This window comes from Rhizobium sp. A37_96 (genome assembly GCF_053521765.1).
Genome location: NZ_JBNWDS010000026.1, coordinates 26,928 through 44,843 on the forward strand (window position 1 = coordinate 26,928; position 17,916 = coordinate 44,843).

A 17,916-nucleotide genomic window follows, 5' to 3' on the forward strand; every position below is an offset into this window, starting at 1 on the left:
CAAGCCGGAATTTTCCGGCCCTTCGCAAGGTCGATCCCATGAGCATGGAAATGAGCAAGCCCGTCCCGCGTCCCGGCATTCTCGATATCGCTGCCTATGTGCCGGGCAAGGAGCATGCGCCGGGCGTTGCGCGCGTGTTCAAGCTCTCCTCGAACGAGACGCCGCTCGGCGCCAGCCCCAAGGCCATCGAAGCCTTCCGCAATGCCGCCGGACAGCTCGAGCGCTATCCGGACGGGCAGGCCAAGGAGCTGCGCCAGGCGATCGCCGACGTGCATGGGCTGAACGTCGCCAACATCCTGTGCGGCAACGGCTCGGACGAGCTGCTGGGCCTTCTTTGCCACACCTATCTCGGCGCCGGTGACGAAGGCATCATCACCGAGCACGGCTTCCTGGTCTACAAGATCCAGATCATGGCCGCCGGCGCGACGCCGGTGACGGTCAAGGAAAAGGATTGCACCGTCGATATCGACGCCATCCTCGCCGCCGTCACCGAGAAGACCAGGATGGTCTTCATTGCCAATCCCGGCAATCCGACGGGGACCTATGTGCCGGTCAGCGAGATCCGCCGCCTGCATGCGAGCCTGCCGAAGCACGTCATCCTCGTGCTCGACGCCGCCTATGCCGAATATGTCCGCCGTAACGACTACGAGGCCGGCCTGGAGCTTGTTTCCGCCAACCAGAACGTCGTCATGACCCGCACCTTCTCGAAGGTCTATGGTCTTGCTGCCCTTCGCATCGGCTGGATGTATGGCCCGGTCGACATCATCGATGCGATCAACCGCATCCGTGGCCCGTTCAACATGAACTCGGCGGCCATCGTTGCCGGAGCGGCCGCCATTCGCGACCAGGCCTTCACGGAAAAGGCCGTTGCCTACAACACGCTCTGGATCGACAGGATGACGGCTGCGCTCGAAGCCATCGGCCTCACGGTGACGCCATCGGTCGCGAACTTCGTTCTGATCCATTTCCCCGATAGCGACGGCAAGCGCGCGGCCGAGGCCGATGATTTCCTCACGAGCCGGGGCTACATCGTCCGGGCCGTGCGGGCCTATGGCTTCGCGAATTCGCTGCGCATGAGCATCGGCACCGAAGAGGCCAATCTCGGCTTCATCGACGCCCTGACGGAATTTATGGGGCGCAAGGCATGAGCACCATCCAGTTCGACCGTATCGCACTGATCGGCATCGGCCTCATCGGCTCCTCCATTGCCCACGACATCAAGCGGTTGGGCCTTGCCAAGGACGTGGTGATCTCGACGCGCAGCGCCGAGACGCTGAAGCGGGCCGAAGAGCTGCAGCTCGGCGACCGCTATACGCCATCGTCGGCCGAAGCGGTCAAGGACGCCGATCTTGTCATCGTCTCTGTACCTGTGGGTGCCTCGGAGAGCGTCGCCAGGGAAATCGCCGCTCATCTGAAACCGGGCGTCATCGTCACCGACGTCGGATCGACGAAAGCCTCGGTCATTGCGCAGATGCAGCCGCATATGCCGTCCAACGTGCATTTCATTCCAGGCCACCCGCTGGCGGGTACGGAAAAGTCCGGCCCGGATGCCGGCTTTCCGGGGCTGTTCAAGGGACGCTGGTGCATCTTCACGCCGGTTCCCGGCACCGACCAGGCCGCGATCAAGACGCTGCGCGCTTTCTGGGAAACCCTGGGCTCCCGCGTCGACGAGATGGACCCCGAGCACCACGACAAGGTGCTGGCGATCGTCTCGCACCTGCCGCATCTCATCGCCTACAACATCGTCGGCACCGCCGACGACCTGGAGACGGTGACCGAGTCGGAAGTCATCAAATATTCCGCGTCCGGTTTCCGCGATTTCACTCGCCTGGCCGCCTCCGATCCGACCATGTGGCGCGACGTGTGCCTGCACAATCGCGATGCCATACTGGAGATGCTGGCGCGTTTCTCGGAAGACCTTGCATCGCTGCAGCGTGCCATCCGCTGGGGCGAAGGCGACAAGATCTTCGAACTGTTCACCCGTACCCGCGCCATCCGCCGCTCGATCGTCGAGGCCGGCCAGGACGTCGATGCGCCGGATTTCGGCCGCCATGCCCTGGATACGAAGGAATAGGCATTCCTGTGCGACGGAGGGGCGCCGATGACCGTCAGACGCGGGCGCTTCGAGGACTTGCCGTGGCTCGTTGAGCACGATGACGCAGGCGAGGGCTGGATCGCACGCTGCATCCAGCACGGCGAATATTTCGTCGCCGAGCGGGATGGCGAATGCGTCGGCTTCCTGCGGTTCAGCCGCTTCTGGGGCAAGATACCCTATATGGACATGATCCGCGTGCTGCCTTCCCATCAGCGCGCCGGCGTGGGAACGACCCTTTTTCGAGCCTGGGAGAGCGCCATGATCGAAGAGGGTGCGCAGCACTTGATGACATCAAGCGAATGGGCGGAAGCCGAGCCTCAGGCCTGGCATCGCCGCAACGGCTTCCAGGCCGCCGGCAGCATCGATTTTCGCATTGTCCAGCCGAGCCCGGAGATATTCTTCCTGAAGGACATCTCCGGCGCGCGCAAAGGATAGGCTCTCAGATCGGCGGAATCTTGCCGAGCGGAATGAAGCCGCTGAGCGAGAGGCGGCCGCGATCGGCGGTCAGGTCGACGGAGACCTTGTCCGCGCCGCCGGCAAGCGCCTTCAGCATTTTCGTGGCTGTCTTGATGATGCTCTTGGCGGCGGGAAGCGTGGCGGTCAGGCTATCGCCCCAGGGGCCGATCTGATTGATCTCCAGTTTGAACTGGCCGGACAGAAAACCCTCATCGTCGAAATTGAACGGACCGGAAAGCGTCATGATGCGGCCATCGCCGATATCGATGACGGCCTGGTGCAGCACGCCCGCGGCGCCGCGAAGCCCTTCGCGATCGCTGCCATCGAGCAGGCCGGCCTTGCCTGATAGAGTCACGCTGGCACTGCTCGATGCCGTCGGCAGGGTCTGGGGAAAATCCTTGATCACGGCATTGGCATTTTCGATGCCGATGGCGAAATCCAGATCGCTGCCGTTCTGGCTGGCATGCATTTCGGTATGGGCGGCCGTCACATTCATGCTCTGGCCGGTGAAGGAGGAGACGATGCCCGCTTTCAGCCCGTCGATGGCGGTCTCGCTCTGCGCGACGCCGCGGCCCTTGGCGACGAGGTTCGATTGCAGATCGGTCCACTCCGCCGACACCGACAGGCCCGCGGCCGTCCGCAATTCGGCCGGAGATTTCAGGCTCCAGCTGACGTGGTTGGGCTGGAAGACCGGCGCCGAGGCGCTGAGCATGTCGAAATTGGCGGAGACGCCCTGTGTCTGATTGTCGACCGTCACCGTGTCGCAGGTCAGGCCGATGGAGAAGGGAAAGCCGTTGAAGGCCATGTTCTCGCACTTGCCGGCAACGCCGGCGCTGTTCTGCTGGCCGAGCGCCTTCAAGACATTGGCCCTGACGAAACCGGTCGCGTAATACCATCCACCGGTGTAAAGACCGGCCAGGACCACCACCAGCCCCAGCAGGATGAGCCACAGACGCTTGCCTCGACCGGTCGTTACGCTCTGGCTTGACGCTGCCATGATGTTCTCCAATGGTTGGACTGAAGCTTCACAGTGATTTGGCGTTGGATATGGACGAATTTTGGGTGTTTGGCTACGGATCGCTTATGTGGAATCCGGGCTTTGGTTATGAGGAACGGGCCGAGGCCCACATTTTCGGGTATCGCCGCTCGCTCTGCGTCCGTTCCTGGGTCCATCGCGGCACAGAGGAGAGTCCCGGTCTGGTGCTCGGTCTCGATCGCGGCGGCTCCTGCCGCGGCATCGCATTTCGCGTGCCGGTGTCCACCTGGGACGAGGTGCTGACCTATCTGCGCGAGCGCGAACTCGTCACCAACGTCTACCTGGAAAAGACGCTGCCGATCCGGCTTGCCGACGGACGGCGCGTCACCGCCGTCGCCTATGTCGTCGACCGCGCCCACAGGCAATATGCCGGCGCGCTGGATGCGATCGAGGCAGCCCATGTGGTGGAAGCCGCCAGCGGGCGGTCCGGCCCGAACGATGCCTATCTCTTCAATACGCTGACGCATCTGCGCGACATGGGCATCCGCGACCACTGGCTGGAGCAGGTCGCCGGTGAAGTGGAGCGGATGCGCAAGGCGTCCTGAGTCCCGTTCGCATGTTTGGAGGCGGATGCGCCGTCTCAGACCGCGGCGGTGACCGGCTTCGCCTTGCTGATTTCGGCCAAGCGGTGTGCCGCCGTCGGAGGAATGGGCAGGTTCGGGTTGTCGGCGATCGTCTCGACCAGCAGTTCGTCGCTGGCCTTTTCCGTCTGCTCGATCAGGCGCGCGAAGAAGGCGTCGGGATCCATGCCGGGCTCGATCGGCGGCAGGATGCGCACCTTGATATGGCCGGGATATTTGCGGAAGGTGCGGCGCGGCCAGAAGAGGCCGGGATGCATGGCGACCGAGACGACGGGAATCCCGAGATCGCGATACATGCGCGCGATGCCGTATTTGTAGACGGGCTCCGCTCCCGGCGGACGGCGCGTGCCCTCGGGGTAGATGATGAGCTGGCGGCCCGTGGAGAGTTCTTCGCGCGTACGCTTCAGGACGTCGAACATGACCTTGCCGCGGGCGCTGCGATCCACTGGAATCATACGCTGCTTCTTCGCATACCAGCCGAACAGCGGGATCCACAGCAGCTCGCGCTTCAGGATGTAGACCGGATCGTCGAGATAGGGCAGCAGCGCGAACGTATCCCAGAAGGACTGATGCTTGGGGGCGAAGATGAAGCTGCCCTTGGGGATATTCTCCAGGCCTTCAACCTCGAAGGTGGTGCCGACGATCTTTGCCATCAGCCAGGTGCTGGATTTCGCCCATGCCTTGGGGATCGCGTAGGCCGCCTTGCGCGGCATCAGGAAATAGATCGGCGTCAACACGATCATGCGAATGATCAGATTGGCATAGAAGGCTGTATTGAACAGGATCGAACGCAGGATAATCATCGAGGCTTTCCCAGTGCACCGGCTTGCGCCGGCATCCGAAGGTTTGCCTACACGATTACAGCGTCAATAAAAAGTCGGCGCGTGCGTGGTTTCGCGTCTTACTCGTCGTCATCGAGCGGTTGGCGCGAGCGCAGGCCGGTCGGGCGTCCAAGGCCCGTAATGTTGCGGGCTCCGGCGAGAAGCACCTTGGCGTATTCATAGATCATCGTGCGCAGCGCATTCGGATCCGTGAACCAGTTCTTTGTCTTCAAGTCGGAGTTGACGACCGGGTAGGGAATGAAATCGGTCGCGGGATCGACGTATTTCAGTTCCGCCAGGCTTCGGGGCATGTGGTAGTTGTTCGTCACCACCAGAACGCTCTTGTAGCCCCGGGCATGAATCCATTTCGCGGCTTCGCGGGCATTGCCGATGGTATCGAGCGCGTCATAGCCGACGTCGACGCAGCAGTTGAACAGATTGGCGGGGCTCTGCGTGAGCTTGCGGATCTGCGATGGCGTCGTGGTCGGATGCACGCCCGATATCAGCAGGCGGTTGCCGGCGCCGGTGCGCAGCAGCTCGACGGCCTGGTCGATGCGCTGATAGCCGCCGGTCAGCACGACGATGGCATCGGCCTTCGGGTCGAGAGGCGGCTTCAAAGTGGTGATCGAATCGGCGAAATGCAGAAAGCCGCCGAAAACGATGGCGACGAAGATGATGAAACCGAAGCCGCCCCAGCGCAGGAAACGCCGGAAAAGACTGCGGCGCACGGGTCCGTCGCCGCGGGTTCGCGCCCGCAGCGCATGCGAACTCACGGTCTTGCGAGTCGTCAGATCCATGCTCATGATTCGCTATTATACGACAATTGCGGCAAGGAACGGGCTGTCGAACGGTAAAAAAATATCACCGACGCGTCAATTCTGTACGGTATCCGTCCGCCCGGGATCGGAGCGGATCAGATCGATTTCGTAGATCGTGCGCATGACCGTGAAGCGTGCGGTGAGCGTCGTCAGCAGCGCAATGATGATCATGGTCGCGAGGATGCCGACATAGCCGAGGGCGCCGACGGAGAAGGTGCCGAAAAGCGCGGTTGCCTGATCGGTCTGCGGCGTGGCGATCGTGCGGCTCTGGAGGACGCCGGCGGTGGCGAAGAATAGCGCGGCGAGCGCGCTGCCGGCGGCTGACCCTTTCAGGCTGATCTTCAGGAAATGCTTCTGGAATTCATTGGCGACGAAGGTGCTTTCGGCTCCGACGAAATGCAGCACTTCGACGATGTGGCGGTTGCCCGAGAGCGCGCCGCGCGTGGCGAAGACCACCGTCAGGACCATGGCGGTGAAGACCAGCAGCAGGACGCCGGTGCCGATGAGAACGGTCGTATGCGCCATGGAGACGAGCCGGTCGACCCATGTGCGGTGGTCGTCCAGCGTCGCCTGCGGGATCTGCGCCTTGAGCAGGCTGCGCATCGCCTCGAAATCCGGAGGATGCGTCTCGTCGATGGTGATGATGACGAGGCGCGGGACGGGCAGTTCCTTGATGTCGAGACCGGCGCCGAGCCAGGGCTCCAGCAGGCGGGCCGTGGCCGCCTCGTCGACGATCTGGCCGGACTTGGTGCCGACGAAGCTCAGCGCGATATCGCGGGCGCTCGCCAGCGTCTTTTCCATGTCGAGATTGTCGTCCGGCTTGATCTGGATGGTGATCTCGCGGGAAATCTGGCTCTCCCAGCTTGCCGCCGTCGAGCGCACCATGCTGACCGCGCCGAGCGTCAGGCAGGCGAGAAAGGCCATGATGGCAATGACGACGATCAGCGCATTGCCCTGAATGTTGGAGGAGGGCACGATTGGCCCGGTCGGGCGCACGCGCATTTCCGGGCGCTTGCGCTCCGCGGGGGGTGCGGGCGCTTGTCGTGCCTGCGGCGCCTTGGCGTTCTGGGTGTTCCTGCGGGGGCCGGGCTCAGTCATAGATATCGAGATGCCCCCCCGATAGAATCATGCGCCTGGCTTCGATCTGGTCCATCAGGGCAAGGTCGTGGGTGGCGATGACGACGGCGGTGCCGAGGCGATTGAGCTCCAGAAACAGGTTGAGCAGGCGGCGCGCCATCGGCGGGTCGACGTTGCCCGTGGGCTCGTCGGCAAGCAGGATTTCCGGGCGATCGATGAGGGCGCGCGCGATTGCCGCGCGCTGCTTCTCGCCGCCCGAAAGCACGGGTGGCAGCACGTTGATGCGCTCCCCGAGGCCGACCCATTTCAGCAGCTCCAAGACGTCGGTGCGATAGGAGCTTTCGTCCTTGCCGCGCACGCGCAGGGGCAAGGCGACGTTTTCGTAGGTCGTGAGATGCTCGAGCAGCCGGAAATCCTGAAAAACGATGCCGACGCGGCGGCGCAGCAGCGGCAGCTCGTTGCGGGGGATCGAGGAGATTTCCCGGTCGAACATGCGAATCAGTCCGCGCGTCGGCTGCAGCGACATGAAGAGCAGCCGCAGCAGGGTCGTCTTGCCGGCGCCGGAGGGCCCGGTCAGGAACTGGAACGATTTTTTCGGTATGTCGAAGCTCAGGTCACGGAGGATTTCCGGACCCATGCCGTAGCGCAAACCGACGTTCTCAAAGTGAATCAACGGGCAGTCCAGTCTTCCGCAGTGTTCAATCAGGCGACTTGTTAACCAATGGCGTTAACAGCCGGTAAATTTTTCTGGAAAGGCGCCCCATTCATGGCGATCTTTGCGAAGCATTAACCATTAAAATTTACGACTGGGCAGGATTCGTTTCAATGCCCAGTTTGGTAATGGGCGTCGAAACCATGTGGATCACCGAAACGGGAGGTCATCATGGGCGCTTTTCGCCACCGCCAGCAGCAGGCGGGACTGGTTTACGACCTCATTCCGCCCGAGCGGGGATCAGGCGCGAGCCAGCCGCATCGCTTCATGCCGAAGCCTGATATCGTCGATGCCGAATTCGTGACCGTCTCCGGCGCGCGCGGGAGACCCGCATCGGGCGTCAGCATGCGCTATGGCGGTCATCAGCAACCAAGACCGCAGCCAACGCCGCGCAAGACAGCCGCGTCGCGCCTCCTCTCGGTCCTGCGCGGCGTCGAGGGGATTTTGCAGCAGGCATCGCGGCGCAGTTTCGTAGCGCTGATCGTTTCCCTCGCAATATTGATCTTCGGTCTCTCCGGCGGATTCTCCACCCTGTCCGGCGCACCGGCCGAGGCGACGGGCGAACCGCTGCAATTCTCGCATGTGACGCTGACGCCGCGCGACGAGAACGGTCTGCGCGTGCTGAAGCTGAACGGCATCATCGAGAATGTCAGCGGCGCCACGCTTTCCATTCCGCAGGTGCGTGCCGACCTCTTTGCCGGCGACCAGCTGGTCAGAAGCGTCGTCGTGGACACGCCGATCGATCGTCTCGGGCCGCACCAAAGCCGCGGATTCTCGACGCGATTGCAGCATCCCGGTGGAAAAACGCCGGATGTTCGGCTTTCCTTCATGCCTTAGGGGGTGTGTCGGGCTTGCTGATTGTGCTACGGGCTAAGGCTTGATCGGCGGCCACGGGCCGCGAAGCCATGGAGCATGCCAATCAATGCCTGTCGTACGCGGGAAGAACATCGAGCCGCTTTTCACTGCCGAGCAGATTGCCGAGCGCAATCACGCCCTGGCGAAGGAAATTGCCAGCGGGCCGACGAAAGATCTCCTCGTCATCGCAGTTCTCAAGGGCTCGTTTATTTTCGCGGCGGACCTGTTGCGCGCGCTGCATGAGACCGGGCTCGCGCCCGAGGTCGAATTCATCACTCTTTCCAGCTACGGCGCCGGCACGGTTTCCCAGGGCGTTCGCATCGTCAAGGACATCGACAGCGACGTCAGGGGCCGCGACGTCCTTCTGGTCGACGATATCCTGGAATCGGGCCGCACGCTGCGTTTCGCCAAGGAGCTGCTCTATGAGCGCGGCGCCCGCAACGTTACGCTGGCTGTCCTGCTCGACAAGAGCGTCAAGCGTCAGGAAGAACTGGAGGCCGACTATGTTGGCTTCGAATGCCCCGATTATTTCGTTGTCGGCTACGGCATGGATGTGGCTTACGCCTTCCGCGAGCTGCCCTTCGTCGGGGTCGTCACCGGGGACGCCAAGTCTTAAATCCGGGTTAACACAGGCGGCGCGCCGCCTGTCCCATTCTGCTCCAGCGATGACGACTCGTTAACCACGGAGCCTAATCACCTGTCCGCCGTTTACCTATCGCAAACGGAATTCTGGTGATTTCGGTCGCGGAACATGACGGACCACGGAGCAAGGACCATGGCAAAAATTCTGATCACGGAAGACGAAGATTCGCTTCGCATCTTCGTCGCGCGCGCGTTGCGCCTGGACGGTCACGAGACCGAGGAGGCGGCCGACGGCGCGGAAGGCCTGGAGAAGCTGAAGCAAGGCGGCTACGACCTGCTGCTGTCTGACATTCGCATGCCTGTTATGGACGGCATCGAGCTTGCCCATCAGGCGCATTCGACATGCCCGGGCATGAAGATCCTGCTGATGACCGGCTATGCCGAGCAGCGCGAGCGTGCAGACGACCTTATGGAAAAGATCGTCGACGTCGTCGCCAAGCCTTTCGCACTGCCCGATATCCGCAAGGCCGTCGCCCGCGCGCTGGCCGCCTGAGATTTATCCTTGCTCAGCACGGTTGTTGCCGTGCTGACTCCATCCTGGTCATGTGCGGATAGGCCGGAAGCGGCCTCACTGGGCCAGATTGAGCAGGCGCTCCAGATAGCGTCGTTCCTCGGTAAATGTAGGATTGTTGCTCAGCCGCTCGCGAATGGCGTCGAGAATTTGGCGCGCGCGCTCTGCTTTGATGATGTCCGGAACCATATTGTTGTTGGGGTTGTCCGAGAAGCCGCCTTCATTGCGCGAACGGCCGAGCGGATCGCGCCCGTTCGGGCCTCCCTGGCCCATCTGTCCCGGCATTTGCCCCTGACCCTGGCCTTGACCCTGCTGCATCTGGGCCATGAGCTGGTTCATCATCTCGCGGGTGCCCTTGCGCAGGGCGTCCAGCGCGCGCCCCTGTCCCTGCACGGCGCCTTCGCCGTTGCCTTCGGCGAGCTGGCCTGAGGCGCCCTTCATCTCCTGCTGTGCCTTGCCGTAATTCTGGTTCGGCTTCATGCCCAGCGAGCCCAGGTTTTTCTGGAGTTCGCCAAGCTGCTTGCCGAGGTCCTCCTGCTGCTGGCGCAGCTGCTTGAGGGCATCGCGCAGCTGATCGGCCGTCATCCCGTCGGTTGGGTCGTTGCCCTTCTGACCCTGTTGGTTCTGGCCCTGCTGCTGATCCTGCTGGCCCTGATCCTGCTGGCCTTGATTGCGCTGCCCCATATCCGGGCGCATCTGGTCGTTGAGGCCGGGCAGCGGCTGATCCATCAGGCCGTCGCCATCCTCGTTGGGATCGCCGCGCTGCATGCGGTCGCGCATGGCCTGATCGAGCTTGAAGGTCTGATCCATCAGTTTCTGCTGATCGCGCATGATGCGCCCGAGCTTGTCCATCTGCTCGCGCATCTTGTCATTCGCCTGGTTCTGCTGCTGCTGCCCAGGTTGCGGCTTGCCGGCCTGCAGGCTGTTCATCAACTGCTGCAACTCGGACAGCATCTGCTGCGCGGCTTCGCGGTTGCCGGAGCGGGCGAGGTTTTCGATCTGGTCCATCATGCGCTGCAGGTCCTGCTGGCGCAGGATGTTGGCGGAGCGCTGGTTGGGCTGGGCCGGCATGTTGCGCATGCGCTCGGCCAACTCCTTCATATAGGCGTTCATCGCCTTGCGAAGCTCATCGGTCAGCTTCTTGATCTCATCGTCGGAAGCGTTGCGCTGCAAGGCGTCGGAAAGCTTCTGCTGGGCATCGCGCAGGGCCTTTTCCGCATCGGTCAGCTGTGCGTCTTCCATGCCGAGCGCGATCTGCCAGAGGTAGTCGGCCGTATCCTTCAGCGAGGCTTCGCTGCTCGCAAGCTTCATCCGCGTCAAAGCCGATTTGATCGCGAGAAAATTGCCGAGATCGGGAATGGCTTCTTCCGGCCGGATGGTGAGCGACTTGTTGAGCTCGATTGCCTCCGGCATCTTGCGGGTATCGAGCGCGAAGACCTGGCGCTCTTCCGCCACGGCGGCGGCGAGCGGCTGGGTGAAGTTGCGTGACGGAAGCACCATCTCGTAGGGCGCGCTACGCCCGGTCTGGCCGGCGCCGTCCTTGGCGACCAGAGTGATGCGGACGCGCTTGCCGGTCAGCGGATCCTGTGTCAGATCGTGGCTCGCCAGCCCCTTGCCGTTGCGGCGGTCGCGACGCGGAATCTCCAGCTTGTATTCCGGCAGGCCGTAGAGCGGCGTTGCGGCGGGATCGGATTCGACCGGCACGATCTCGGCATGGGCTTCCTCGACGCCGTAGTCGTCCTTGACCCGGAAACCGAGTTCGAGCGCACCGCTGGTTGCGGCGTGCGGAATGCCGTCAAAGGTGATCTCGGGCGGCTTGTCGACGACGACGTTGAAGGACCAGGACCGGCCATTGACGGTCAGTTCGCCGCCCTTGTCGAGCTTGAGGACGTGGGTGCGGGCGATCATTCCATCCGCGGCGGGCGTATTGGCGCTGCCGTTTACCACGGGCGCCGCAACGGGAATGGCTGCGGGGTTTGCACCATCCTGGCCCTGCTTGTCGATATTGGCTGTTTGTGCGGGGACTTCGACGCCCGTGTCGGCACCGTTTGGCTTGAACAGCACTTTCTCATCCGTCGCGGCACCCGAGACCCGTACCGTAAGTTCGGAGAATTGCGGTACGTTGAGGCCGTTGCCGGGATTGGGAGCATTGCCGGTCAGATAGACCGGCGCCTCGCCGGTGTAATAGGGCGGGGTGACCCAGGCATCCACACGGACATCCGGGTTGCTCGACGTGGAAGCGGGAGCCGTGAAGGCATCGCTCAGCGAGCCGCCGCTGTTGGACATCGAAAAGCTGAAGGCCGTCACCAGAAGCAACGCCGGAATGGCGCGCAGGGCAAAGCGGTCGTAACGCGCGATATCCGGCCGTGGAAGGCCCGCATCCAGGGCGGCGATGCGCTCCGCCATGCGCGTCTGGTGCTCGCGCCAGAGCGCACGGGCAAAAGGCGTGTCGAGCGCCGGCTCATCCTCCTGCACCGTCACGGGCTGGTGCGCGAGGCCGTTACGCTCCTCCAGCAGCCGATCGGCCTCGGCAACGCTCGGCCAGCGCAGGCGGCGCAACGGATAGAGGGTCACCGCGAGGCCGGCGAGGAAGACGGCGAGCAGCAAAAAGCGCAGGATATCCGGCGCGATGCGGAAGATGCCAAACCAGGCAGCAGACAGGAACAGGGCCAAAATGGACGCCGGCAGCAGCAGACGCGGCAGAAGCTGTTCGGAAACCAGCACGAACCGGGCAAAGAGCCGCTTGACCGCAACCATGCGCGCCAGCGCCGGACGGGTGGCAAAAGCGCCCTTCTTAGGGTTGCTGGGGCTGGTCATCGGTCCGGTCTTCTCCCGATCTGACGTTGATGGCTGGAGTATGATGCCGAAAAATGTAAGCGGTTTTCGGACGACATCATGCCCTACTTCTTTGATTCCAGAGCGGATTCAGATTTTAGATCGGTTTGATCTGAAATCATCCGGCTCTAGCGGCCCGTTGGGGATGGCGGGAGCGTCCCACACGCCCACGCACGCAGCGCCCGGCGAGACGCCTGCCGATCAAAGATAACATTCTTTGTGGCGAAGACGAGGGCAAGCGGCGCGAAAGGCTGTTTTTTCATCGGAGTTCGCCGAAACGTGATCGCTCGGACAGGGCGGATTTTCTGCCCGTCCCGTCTGAAGTTCATGGATGGAAACCCATCATCCCTCAAGCCATGCCGGAAGAGAATCCAGTGCAATCAGCTCCTCATAGCTACCGCGCGGGCGGATGACATGGAACTCGTTGCCCTTGACCAGCACTTCCGGAACCAGAAGCCGGCTGTTGTAGGTGCCGGCCTGCACGGCACCATAAGCGCCACCCGAGCTGACGGCGAGAAGGTCGCCCGGCTGCGGCATCGCCATTTCGCGATCGAGCGCCAGGTAGTCGCCCGTCTCGCAGACCGGGCCGACGACATCGGCCTTGATGCGCTGGGCGTGGGCATCGCCGATCGCAACCGGCCGGATCTCGTGATAGGCCTCGTAGAGCGTCGGGCGGATCAGGTCGTTCATGGCGCCGTCGACGATGACGAAGGTCTTGTTGCCGCCATCCTTCACATAGATGACCTCGGTCACGAGGATGCCGGCATTGCCGACGATCAGGCGGCCCGGTTCGGTGACGATCTTGCAGTTGAGGCCGCGCAGCTGGTTCTTGACGATCTGCGCATAGGCGTCCGGCAGCGGCGGCGGATTGTTGTCGTCGCGATAGGGAATGCCGAGGCCGCCGCCGATATCGACGTGATGAATGTCGTGGCCATCGCCGCGCAGCGTGTCCACGAGGTCGCGCAGCAGCTTGAAGGCGTCGTCGAAGGGCTGCAGCTCGGTGATCTGGCTGCCGATATGCATGTCGATGCCGGTGACCTTGATGCCCGGCAGGCTGGCGGCACGGTTGTAGACGGTGCGGGCGCGCTCCCAGGAAATGCCGAACTTGTTTTCCTTCTTGCCGGTCGAAATCTTTGCATGGGTGCGGGCATCGACGTCCGGATTGATGCGGAAGGAAACGGGCGCCACCTTGCCGGCGCGCACCGCGCGCTGGTTCAGCACTTCCAGTTCCGGCTCGGATTCGACATTAAAGCAGTAGATGCCGGCTTCGAGCGCCACGTCCATTTCCTGCGCCGTCTTGCCGACGCCGGAGAACATGATGCGGCTTGCGGGGATTCCCGCGGCCAGCGCGCGGCGCAATTCGCCCACGGAGACGACATCGACGCCGGCGCCGAGCCGGCCGAGCGTCTTCAGCACCGCCTGATTGGAGTTGGCCTTCATCGCATAGCAGACCATGGCATCGACATCGCCGAAGGCTTCCGCGAAGACGCGATAGTGGCGCTCCAGCGTTGCCGTCGAATAGACGTAGAAGGGCGTGCCGACCGCCTTGGCGATCTCGGGAACCGGAACGTCCTCGGCATAGAGGATGCCGTCGCGATACTGAAAATGATTCACGGTCGCCGCCTAATCAAAGAATAGGATCGAGGAAGAACTTCTTGTCTTCGGTGCCTGGCTGCTTGGTCGGCTTGCTGACGTCGCCGCCCTTGGTCGCCGATGCGCTCGGCGGATCGAGATCGCCTTTGCGGCCACATCCGACAACGGCAAGGCCGACGACCGAAAGCACGACGGTCAGGCGGATGATATGCGGCATGTTGATCTGCATCGAAATCCTCTTGGGCGATTTGAGCATGATGCCGAAAAGTGTGAGCGGTTTTCGGATAACATCATGCTCTACGTCTTTGATTGTAGAGCTGGACGATTTTCGGTCGAAGCGACCGAAAATCGTCCAGCTCACGCGCGAAAGTCACTCTTCTTAGCGAAGTTTCCCGCGCTTGTGCACCCCGATTGTTTGAGTGCGGTTTCGTCGTCGTCTCAGTTGCGGCCGCGCCAGAAGGCGATCTGCTTGCGCACTTCCGAAGGCGCCGTGCCGCCAAAGCTCTTGCGGCTGGCAACCGAGGCCTCGACCGTCAGCACGTCGAAGATCTTTTCGGTAATGGAAGGATGGATCCCCTGCAGGTCTTCCAGCGACAGTTCCGCCAGCTCGCAGGACTTGCTTTCGGCAAGCGCCACGGCGCGTCCCGTGACGTGATGGGCATCGCGGAACGGCAGGCCGGCTTCACGCACCAGCCAGTCGGCAAGATCGGTGGCGGTGGAGTAGCCGGAGCCGGCGGCAGCCTTCATGCGGGCGGTGTTGATCGTCATGTCGCGCATCATGCCGGTCATGGCGGCAATCGCCAGTTCCAGGCTTTCGGCTGCGTCGAAGACCTGTTCCTTGTCTTCCTGCATGTCCTTGGAATAGGCGAGCGGCAGGCCCTTCATGATGGTCAGCAGCGCCACCAGCGAGCCGTTGATGCGGCCGGTCTTGGCGCGCACGAGTTCGGCGGCATCCGGGTTCTTCTTCTGCGGCATGATGGAGGAGCCGGTGGAGAAGGAGTCGGACAGGCGCACGAAGCCGAATTGCGGCGTCGACCAGATGACGATTTCTTCGGCCAGCCGCGATAGGTGCATGCCTGATATGGCGGCGATCGACAGGAATTCGAGAGCGAAGTCGCGGTCGGAGACGGTGTCGATCGAGTTGCGGGTCGGCTCGCGGAAGCCGAGCGCCTTCGCCGTCATGTGACGGTCGATCGGGAAGCCGGTGCCGGCAAGGGCGGCGGCGCCGATCGGTGATTCGTCCATGTGCTCGATGGCGTGGCGCACGCGCGAACGGTCGCGGCCGAACATCTCGACATAGGCCATGCAATGATGGCCGAAGGTAACGGGTTGCGCCGTCTGCAGATGCGTGAAGCCCGGCATGACGGTTTCGGCGTGTTCCTCGGCGCGGTCCAGGAAGGCTGCGATCAGCTCGGTCAGCGCCTGCTCGCACTTCTGCAGCTCTTCCTTCACCCAGAGGCGGAAGTCGAGTGCCACCTGGTCGTTGCGCGAGCGGGCGGTGTGCAGGCGTCCGGCCGCCGGGCCGATCAGGGTCGCAAGCCGCGCCTCGATGTTCATGTGGATGTCTTCGAGGCGGCGGGAGAACTCGAAATTGCCGCTCTCGATCTCTGACAGGATCGTGTTCAGCCCGTGAACGATCTTGTCTTTATCCTCGGTTGAAATGATGCCTTGATGGGCAAGCATGCTTGCATGCGCGATTGAGCCGCGGATATCCTGTGCAAACAGCTTCTTGTCGAAACCGATCGATGCATTTATCTCCTCCATGATTGCCGCGGGGCCGGAAGCGAAACGCCCGCCCCACATCTGGTTGGAGGATTTGGTGTCCGTGCCGTCAGTCATGAGATGCCCACCTGGAGAATGTAATGACAGCAAAGAAGCCGTTCGGTCTGCCGTCCATGAAACTCGTTCTGCTTGCCGCCGTCGCAGGGGTAATTGCCGGCGCGGCAGCGGTATACGTGAAGGAGGCGGGGTATGGCAATGGCGTTGGTGAAACCGCCTCGGCCGATCAATGCGGAGCCGCAAAGGATCGCGCCGCGGCGTTGACGCCCTTCACCAAGGGGCAGGTTGCCGCCATGAGCCTGCCGCCGGCGCCGATCTCGCTCAAGGATGTTTCCTTCAAGGGAGCCGAGGGGCAGCCGCTGTCGATCGGCAATTTCGCCGGCAAGACCGTGCTGCTGAACGTGTGGGCGACGTGGTGCGTGCCGTGCCGCGAGGAAATGCCGGCGCTGAACGCGCTCGAGAAGAGCACCGGCAACGACAAGTTCGAGGTGGTCGCCATCAATATCGACACCGGCGACGAAGAGAAGCCCAAGGCCTTCCGCACGGAATATGCGATCGACAAGCTCGGCTATTATCGCGACAACACCATGGGCGTGTTCAATGTGTTGAAGAAGCAGGGGCTGGCCTTCGGCCTGCCCGTCACGCTTCTCATCGACGGCAAGGGTTGCCTGCTGTCGGCCATGAACGGGCCTGCCGCATGGGATAGCGACGATGCGAAGAACCTGATCAAGGCGGCCGTGGGGATCTGAGCGGTCTCTTTGCTCGATCATCCGCCCTCGCCCTTCGAGGGTCGCTGCGCTCCCACCTCAGGGTGAGGGCTAACCTATTACGCTTGATGAAACTTCCGCCATTCTCAACACCATCCGTTCGGTTGGCGGGTGGCTTTGTCCCGCCCCCATGGTGAGGTGCGCCGGCGCCAGAGCTTAGGAGCGTAGCGGCGGCGGCAGGGCTCGAACCATGAGGATCGGCCCGGAGGTCGCCGCAAAAATTACCGGGTCGGAACCGGTACTTCGCCGCGGTAGTCGTAGAAGCCGCGGCCGGATTTGCGGCCGAGCCAGCCGGCTTCGACATATTTCACCAGCAGCGGGCAGGGACGGTACTTCGAATCGGCAAGCCCGTCGTGCAGCACCTGCATGATCGACAGGCAGGTATCGAGGCCGATGAAATCGGCAAGCTGCAGCGGTCCCATCGGGTGGTTGGCGCCGAGCTTCATGGCGGTGTCGATGGCATCGACGGTGCCGACGCCTTCATAAAGCGTATAGATCGCCTCGTTGATCATCGGCAGCAGGATGCGGTTGACGATGAAGGCGGGGAAGTCCTCGGCGACGGTGATCGTCTTTTCCAGCGAGGTGACATAGGCCTTGGCGGCGCTGAAGGTCGATTCCTCGGTGGCGATGCCACGGACCAGCTCCACCAGCTTCATGACCGGGACCGGATTCATGAAGTGGATGCCCATGAAGCGTTCCGGGCGGTCGGTGGCGGAGGCGAGGCGGGTGATCGACAGCGACGACGTGTTGGTGGCGAGAATGGCCTCCGGCTTCAAGACCGGACACACCTGCGCATAGATCTTGCGCTTGACGCTTTCGTCTTCCGTCGCGGCCTCGATGGCGAGATCGACCTGCGCGAGATCGTTGAGATCATTCGAGCCGGTGATGCGGCCAAGGGCGGCCTTGCGCTCCTCATCCGTCATCTTGCCGGAGGCGACCTGGCGGGCAAGATTGCCGTTGATGGTGGCAAGACCGCTTTCGATGCGGTCCTGCGCGAGATCGTAGATATGAACCTTGTAACCGGCCATCGCGGATACATGGGCTATCCCGCAGCCCATCTGGCCCGCGCCGATAATACCGATCGTCTTAAGCGAACTCATTGCCAACTCCCCGGCGCGCTCCTGGCGATGCGCTATGCTCTTAATTCAAATTTGCCGGGCCATTTCTAGCCCGGCAAAGATTGATAGACCTATAAGAGACGATTTTCCAGTCTCTCGCAACTGCGAGAAACTTAATCGTGGCGCTCAGAGCGCCTTTTGCAGTTCGGGCAGTGCTTCGAAGAGGTCTGCGACGAGGCCGTAGTCGGCGATCTGGAAGATCGGGGCTTCCTCGTCCTTG

Annotated in this window: 18 protein-coding genes; 8 read left to right on the top strand and 10 right to left on the bottom strand. The window is 62.5% G+C overall.

What is annotated here, in order from left to right; genetic code table 11:
- The first annotated feature begins 38 nt into the window (after positions 1–38).
- The 3 genes from hisC to ACQZ6J_RS32035 are packed head-to-tail and all read left to right on the top strand — an operon-like array spanning position 39 to position 2,530.
- Complete coding sequence (hisC, locus tag ACQZ6J_RS32025; protein ID WP_449086983.1) at positions 39–1,148, top strand: histidinol-phosphate transaminase; 1,110 nt, start codon at positions 39–41, stop codon at positions 1,146–1,148.
- Positions 1,145–2,074, top strand: coding sequence for a prephenate/arogenate dehydrogenase family protein (locus ACQZ6J_RS32030; protein ID WP_449086984.1), 930 nt, complete (start codon positions 1,145–1,147; stop codon positions 2,072–2,074). Before hisC ends, ACQZ6J_RS32030 begins: the two co-directional genes overlap by 4 nt.
- 27 nt (positions 2,075–2,101) lie before the next feature.
- A complete protein-coding gene (locus tag ACQZ6J_RS32035) occupies positions 2,102–2,530 on the top strand; it encodes a GNAT family N-acetyltransferase (protein ID WP_449086985.1) in 429 nt (142 codons plus the stop codon).
- 4 nt (positions 2,531–2,534) lie between these two features.
- Here the strand turns inward: ACQZ6J_RS32035 and ACQZ6J_RS32040 are convergent, their stop codons facing one another.
- Complete coding sequence (locus ACQZ6J_RS32040; RefSeq protein WP_449086986.1) at positions 2,535–3,548, bottom strand: DUF2125 domain-containing protein; 1,014 nt, start codon at positions 3,546–3,548, stop codon at positions 2,535–2,537.
- A gap of 50 nt (positions 3,549–3,598) precedes the next feature.
- Between ACQZ6J_RS32040 and ACQZ6J_RS32045 the strand changes: the two genes are divergently transcribed.
- On the top strand, positions 3,599–4,132 hold the full coding sequence (locus ACQZ6J_RS32045; protein ID WP_449086987.1) for a gamma-glutamylcyclotransferase: 534 nt from the start codon (positions 3,599–3,601) through the stop codon (positions 4,130–4,132).
- 35 nt (positions 4,133–4,167) lie between these two features.
- On the opposite strand, the gene ACQZ6J_RS32050 is transcribed toward ACQZ6J_RS32045, so the two are convergent.
- From ACQZ6J_RS32050 to ftsE, 4 genes are all read right to left on the bottom strand, one after another.
- Positions 4,168–4,971, bottom strand: coding sequence for a lysophospholipid acyltransferase family protein (locus tag ACQZ6J_RS32050; protein WP_449086988.1), 804 nt, complete (start codon positions 4,969–4,971; stop codon positions 4,168–4,170).
- Positions 4,972–5,069: 98 nt separating this feature from the next.
- On the bottom strand, positions 5,070–5,792 hold the full coding sequence (locus ACQZ6J_RS32055) for a YdcF family protein (protein ID WP_163986965.1): 723 nt from the start codon (positions 5,790–5,792) through the stop codon (positions 5,070–5,072).
- A 69-nt stretch (positions 5,793–5,861) separates the two neighbouring features.
- Entirely contained in the window at positions 5,862–6,905 is a 1,044-nt protein-coding gene (locus tag ACQZ6J_RS32060) for a cell division protein FtsX (protein WP_449086989.1), read from the bottom strand.
- Positions 6,898–7,557: a cell division ATP-binding protein FtsE gene (gene ftsE / locus ACQZ6J_RS32065; protein WP_075853762.1), complete on the bottom strand. Its 660-nt coding sequence runs from the start codon at positions 7,555–7,557 to the stop codon at positions 6,898–6,900. Before ftsE ends, ACQZ6J_RS32060 begins: the two co-directional genes overlap by 8 nt.
- Positions 7,558–7,767: 210 nt before the next feature.
- Here ftsE and ACQZ6J_RS32070 point away from each other — a divergent pair, with 210 nt between their 5' ends.
- From ACQZ6J_RS32070 to ACQZ6J_RS32080, 3 genes are all read left to right on the top strand, one after another.
- Positions 7,768–8,433, top strand: a complete 666-nt coding sequence (locus ACQZ6J_RS32070; RefSeq protein ID WP_449086990.1) for a hypothetical protein — start codon at positions 7,768–7,770, stop codon at positions 8,431–8,433.
- Between the two features lie 85 nt (positions 8,434–8,518).
- Positions 8,519–9,067 (top strand): hypoxanthine phosphoribosyltransferase, encoded by a 549-nt coding sequence (gene hpt, locus ACQZ6J_RS32075; protein WP_449086991.1) that lies wholly within the window; start codon positions 8,519–8,521, stop codon positions 9,065–9,067.
- Positions 9,068–9,226: 159 nt separating this feature from the next.
- Positions 9,227–9,586 carry a response regulator gene (locus ACQZ6J_RS32080; protein WP_163986962.1) on the top strand — a complete coding sequence of 120 codons (360 nt, stop codon included), beginning with the start codon at positions 9,227–9,229 and terminating at the stop codon, positions 9,584–9,586.
- A 75-nt stretch (positions 9,587–9,661) separates the two neighbouring features.
- On the opposite strand, the gene ACQZ6J_RS32085 is transcribed toward ACQZ6J_RS32080, so the two are convergent.
- The 4 genes from ACQZ6J_RS32085 to argH form a co-directional block, all read right to left on the bottom strand.
- Positions 9,662–12,421, bottom strand: coding sequence for a TIGR02302 family protein (locus tag ACQZ6J_RS32085; RefSeq protein ID WP_449086992.1), 2,760 nt, complete (start codon positions 12,419–12,421; stop codon positions 9,662–9,664).
- A 360-nt stretch (positions 12,422–12,781) separates the two neighbouring features.
- The gene (lysA, locus tag ACQZ6J_RS32090) at positions 12,782–14,053 is read right to left on the bottom strand and encodes a diaminopimelate decarboxylase (RefSeq protein WP_449086993.1); all 1,272 of its coding nucleotides are present in this window, start codon (positions 14,051–14,053) and stop codon (positions 12,782–12,784) included.
- 13 nt (positions 14,054–14,066) lie between these two features.
- Positions 14,067–14,261, bottom strand: coding sequence for an LPS translocon maturation chaperone LptM (gene lptM, locus ACQZ6J_RS32095; protein ID WP_163986959.1), 195 nt, complete (start codon positions 14,259–14,261; stop codon positions 14,067–14,069).
- A gap of 209 nt (positions 14,262–14,470) precedes the next feature.
- Positions 14,471–15,871 (bottom strand): argininosuccinate lyase, encoded by a 1,401-nt coding sequence (gene argH, locus ACQZ6J_RS32100; RefSeq protein ID WP_163986958.1) that lies wholly within the window; start codon positions 15,869–15,871, stop codon positions 14,471–14,473.
- A gap of 23 nt (positions 15,872–15,894) precedes the next feature.
- Between argH and tlpA the strand changes: the two genes are divergently transcribed.
- Positions 15,895–16,560: a thiol:disulfide interchange protein TlpA gene (gene tlpA / locus ACQZ6J_RS32105; protein ID WP_449086994.1), complete on the top strand. Its 666-nt coding sequence runs from the start codon at positions 15,895–15,897 to the stop codon at positions 16,558–16,560.
- A 239-nt stretch (positions 16,561–16,799) separates the two neighbouring features.
- Here the strand turns inward: tlpA and ACQZ6J_RS32110 are convergent, their stop codons facing one another.
- On the bottom strand, positions 16,800–17,678 hold the full coding sequence (locus tag ACQZ6J_RS32110) for a 3-hydroxybutyryl-CoA dehydrogenase (RefSeq protein ID WP_163986956.1): 879 nt from the start codon (positions 17,676–17,678) through the stop codon (positions 16,800–16,802).
- Positions 17,679–17,916: the final 238 nt, after the last annotated feature.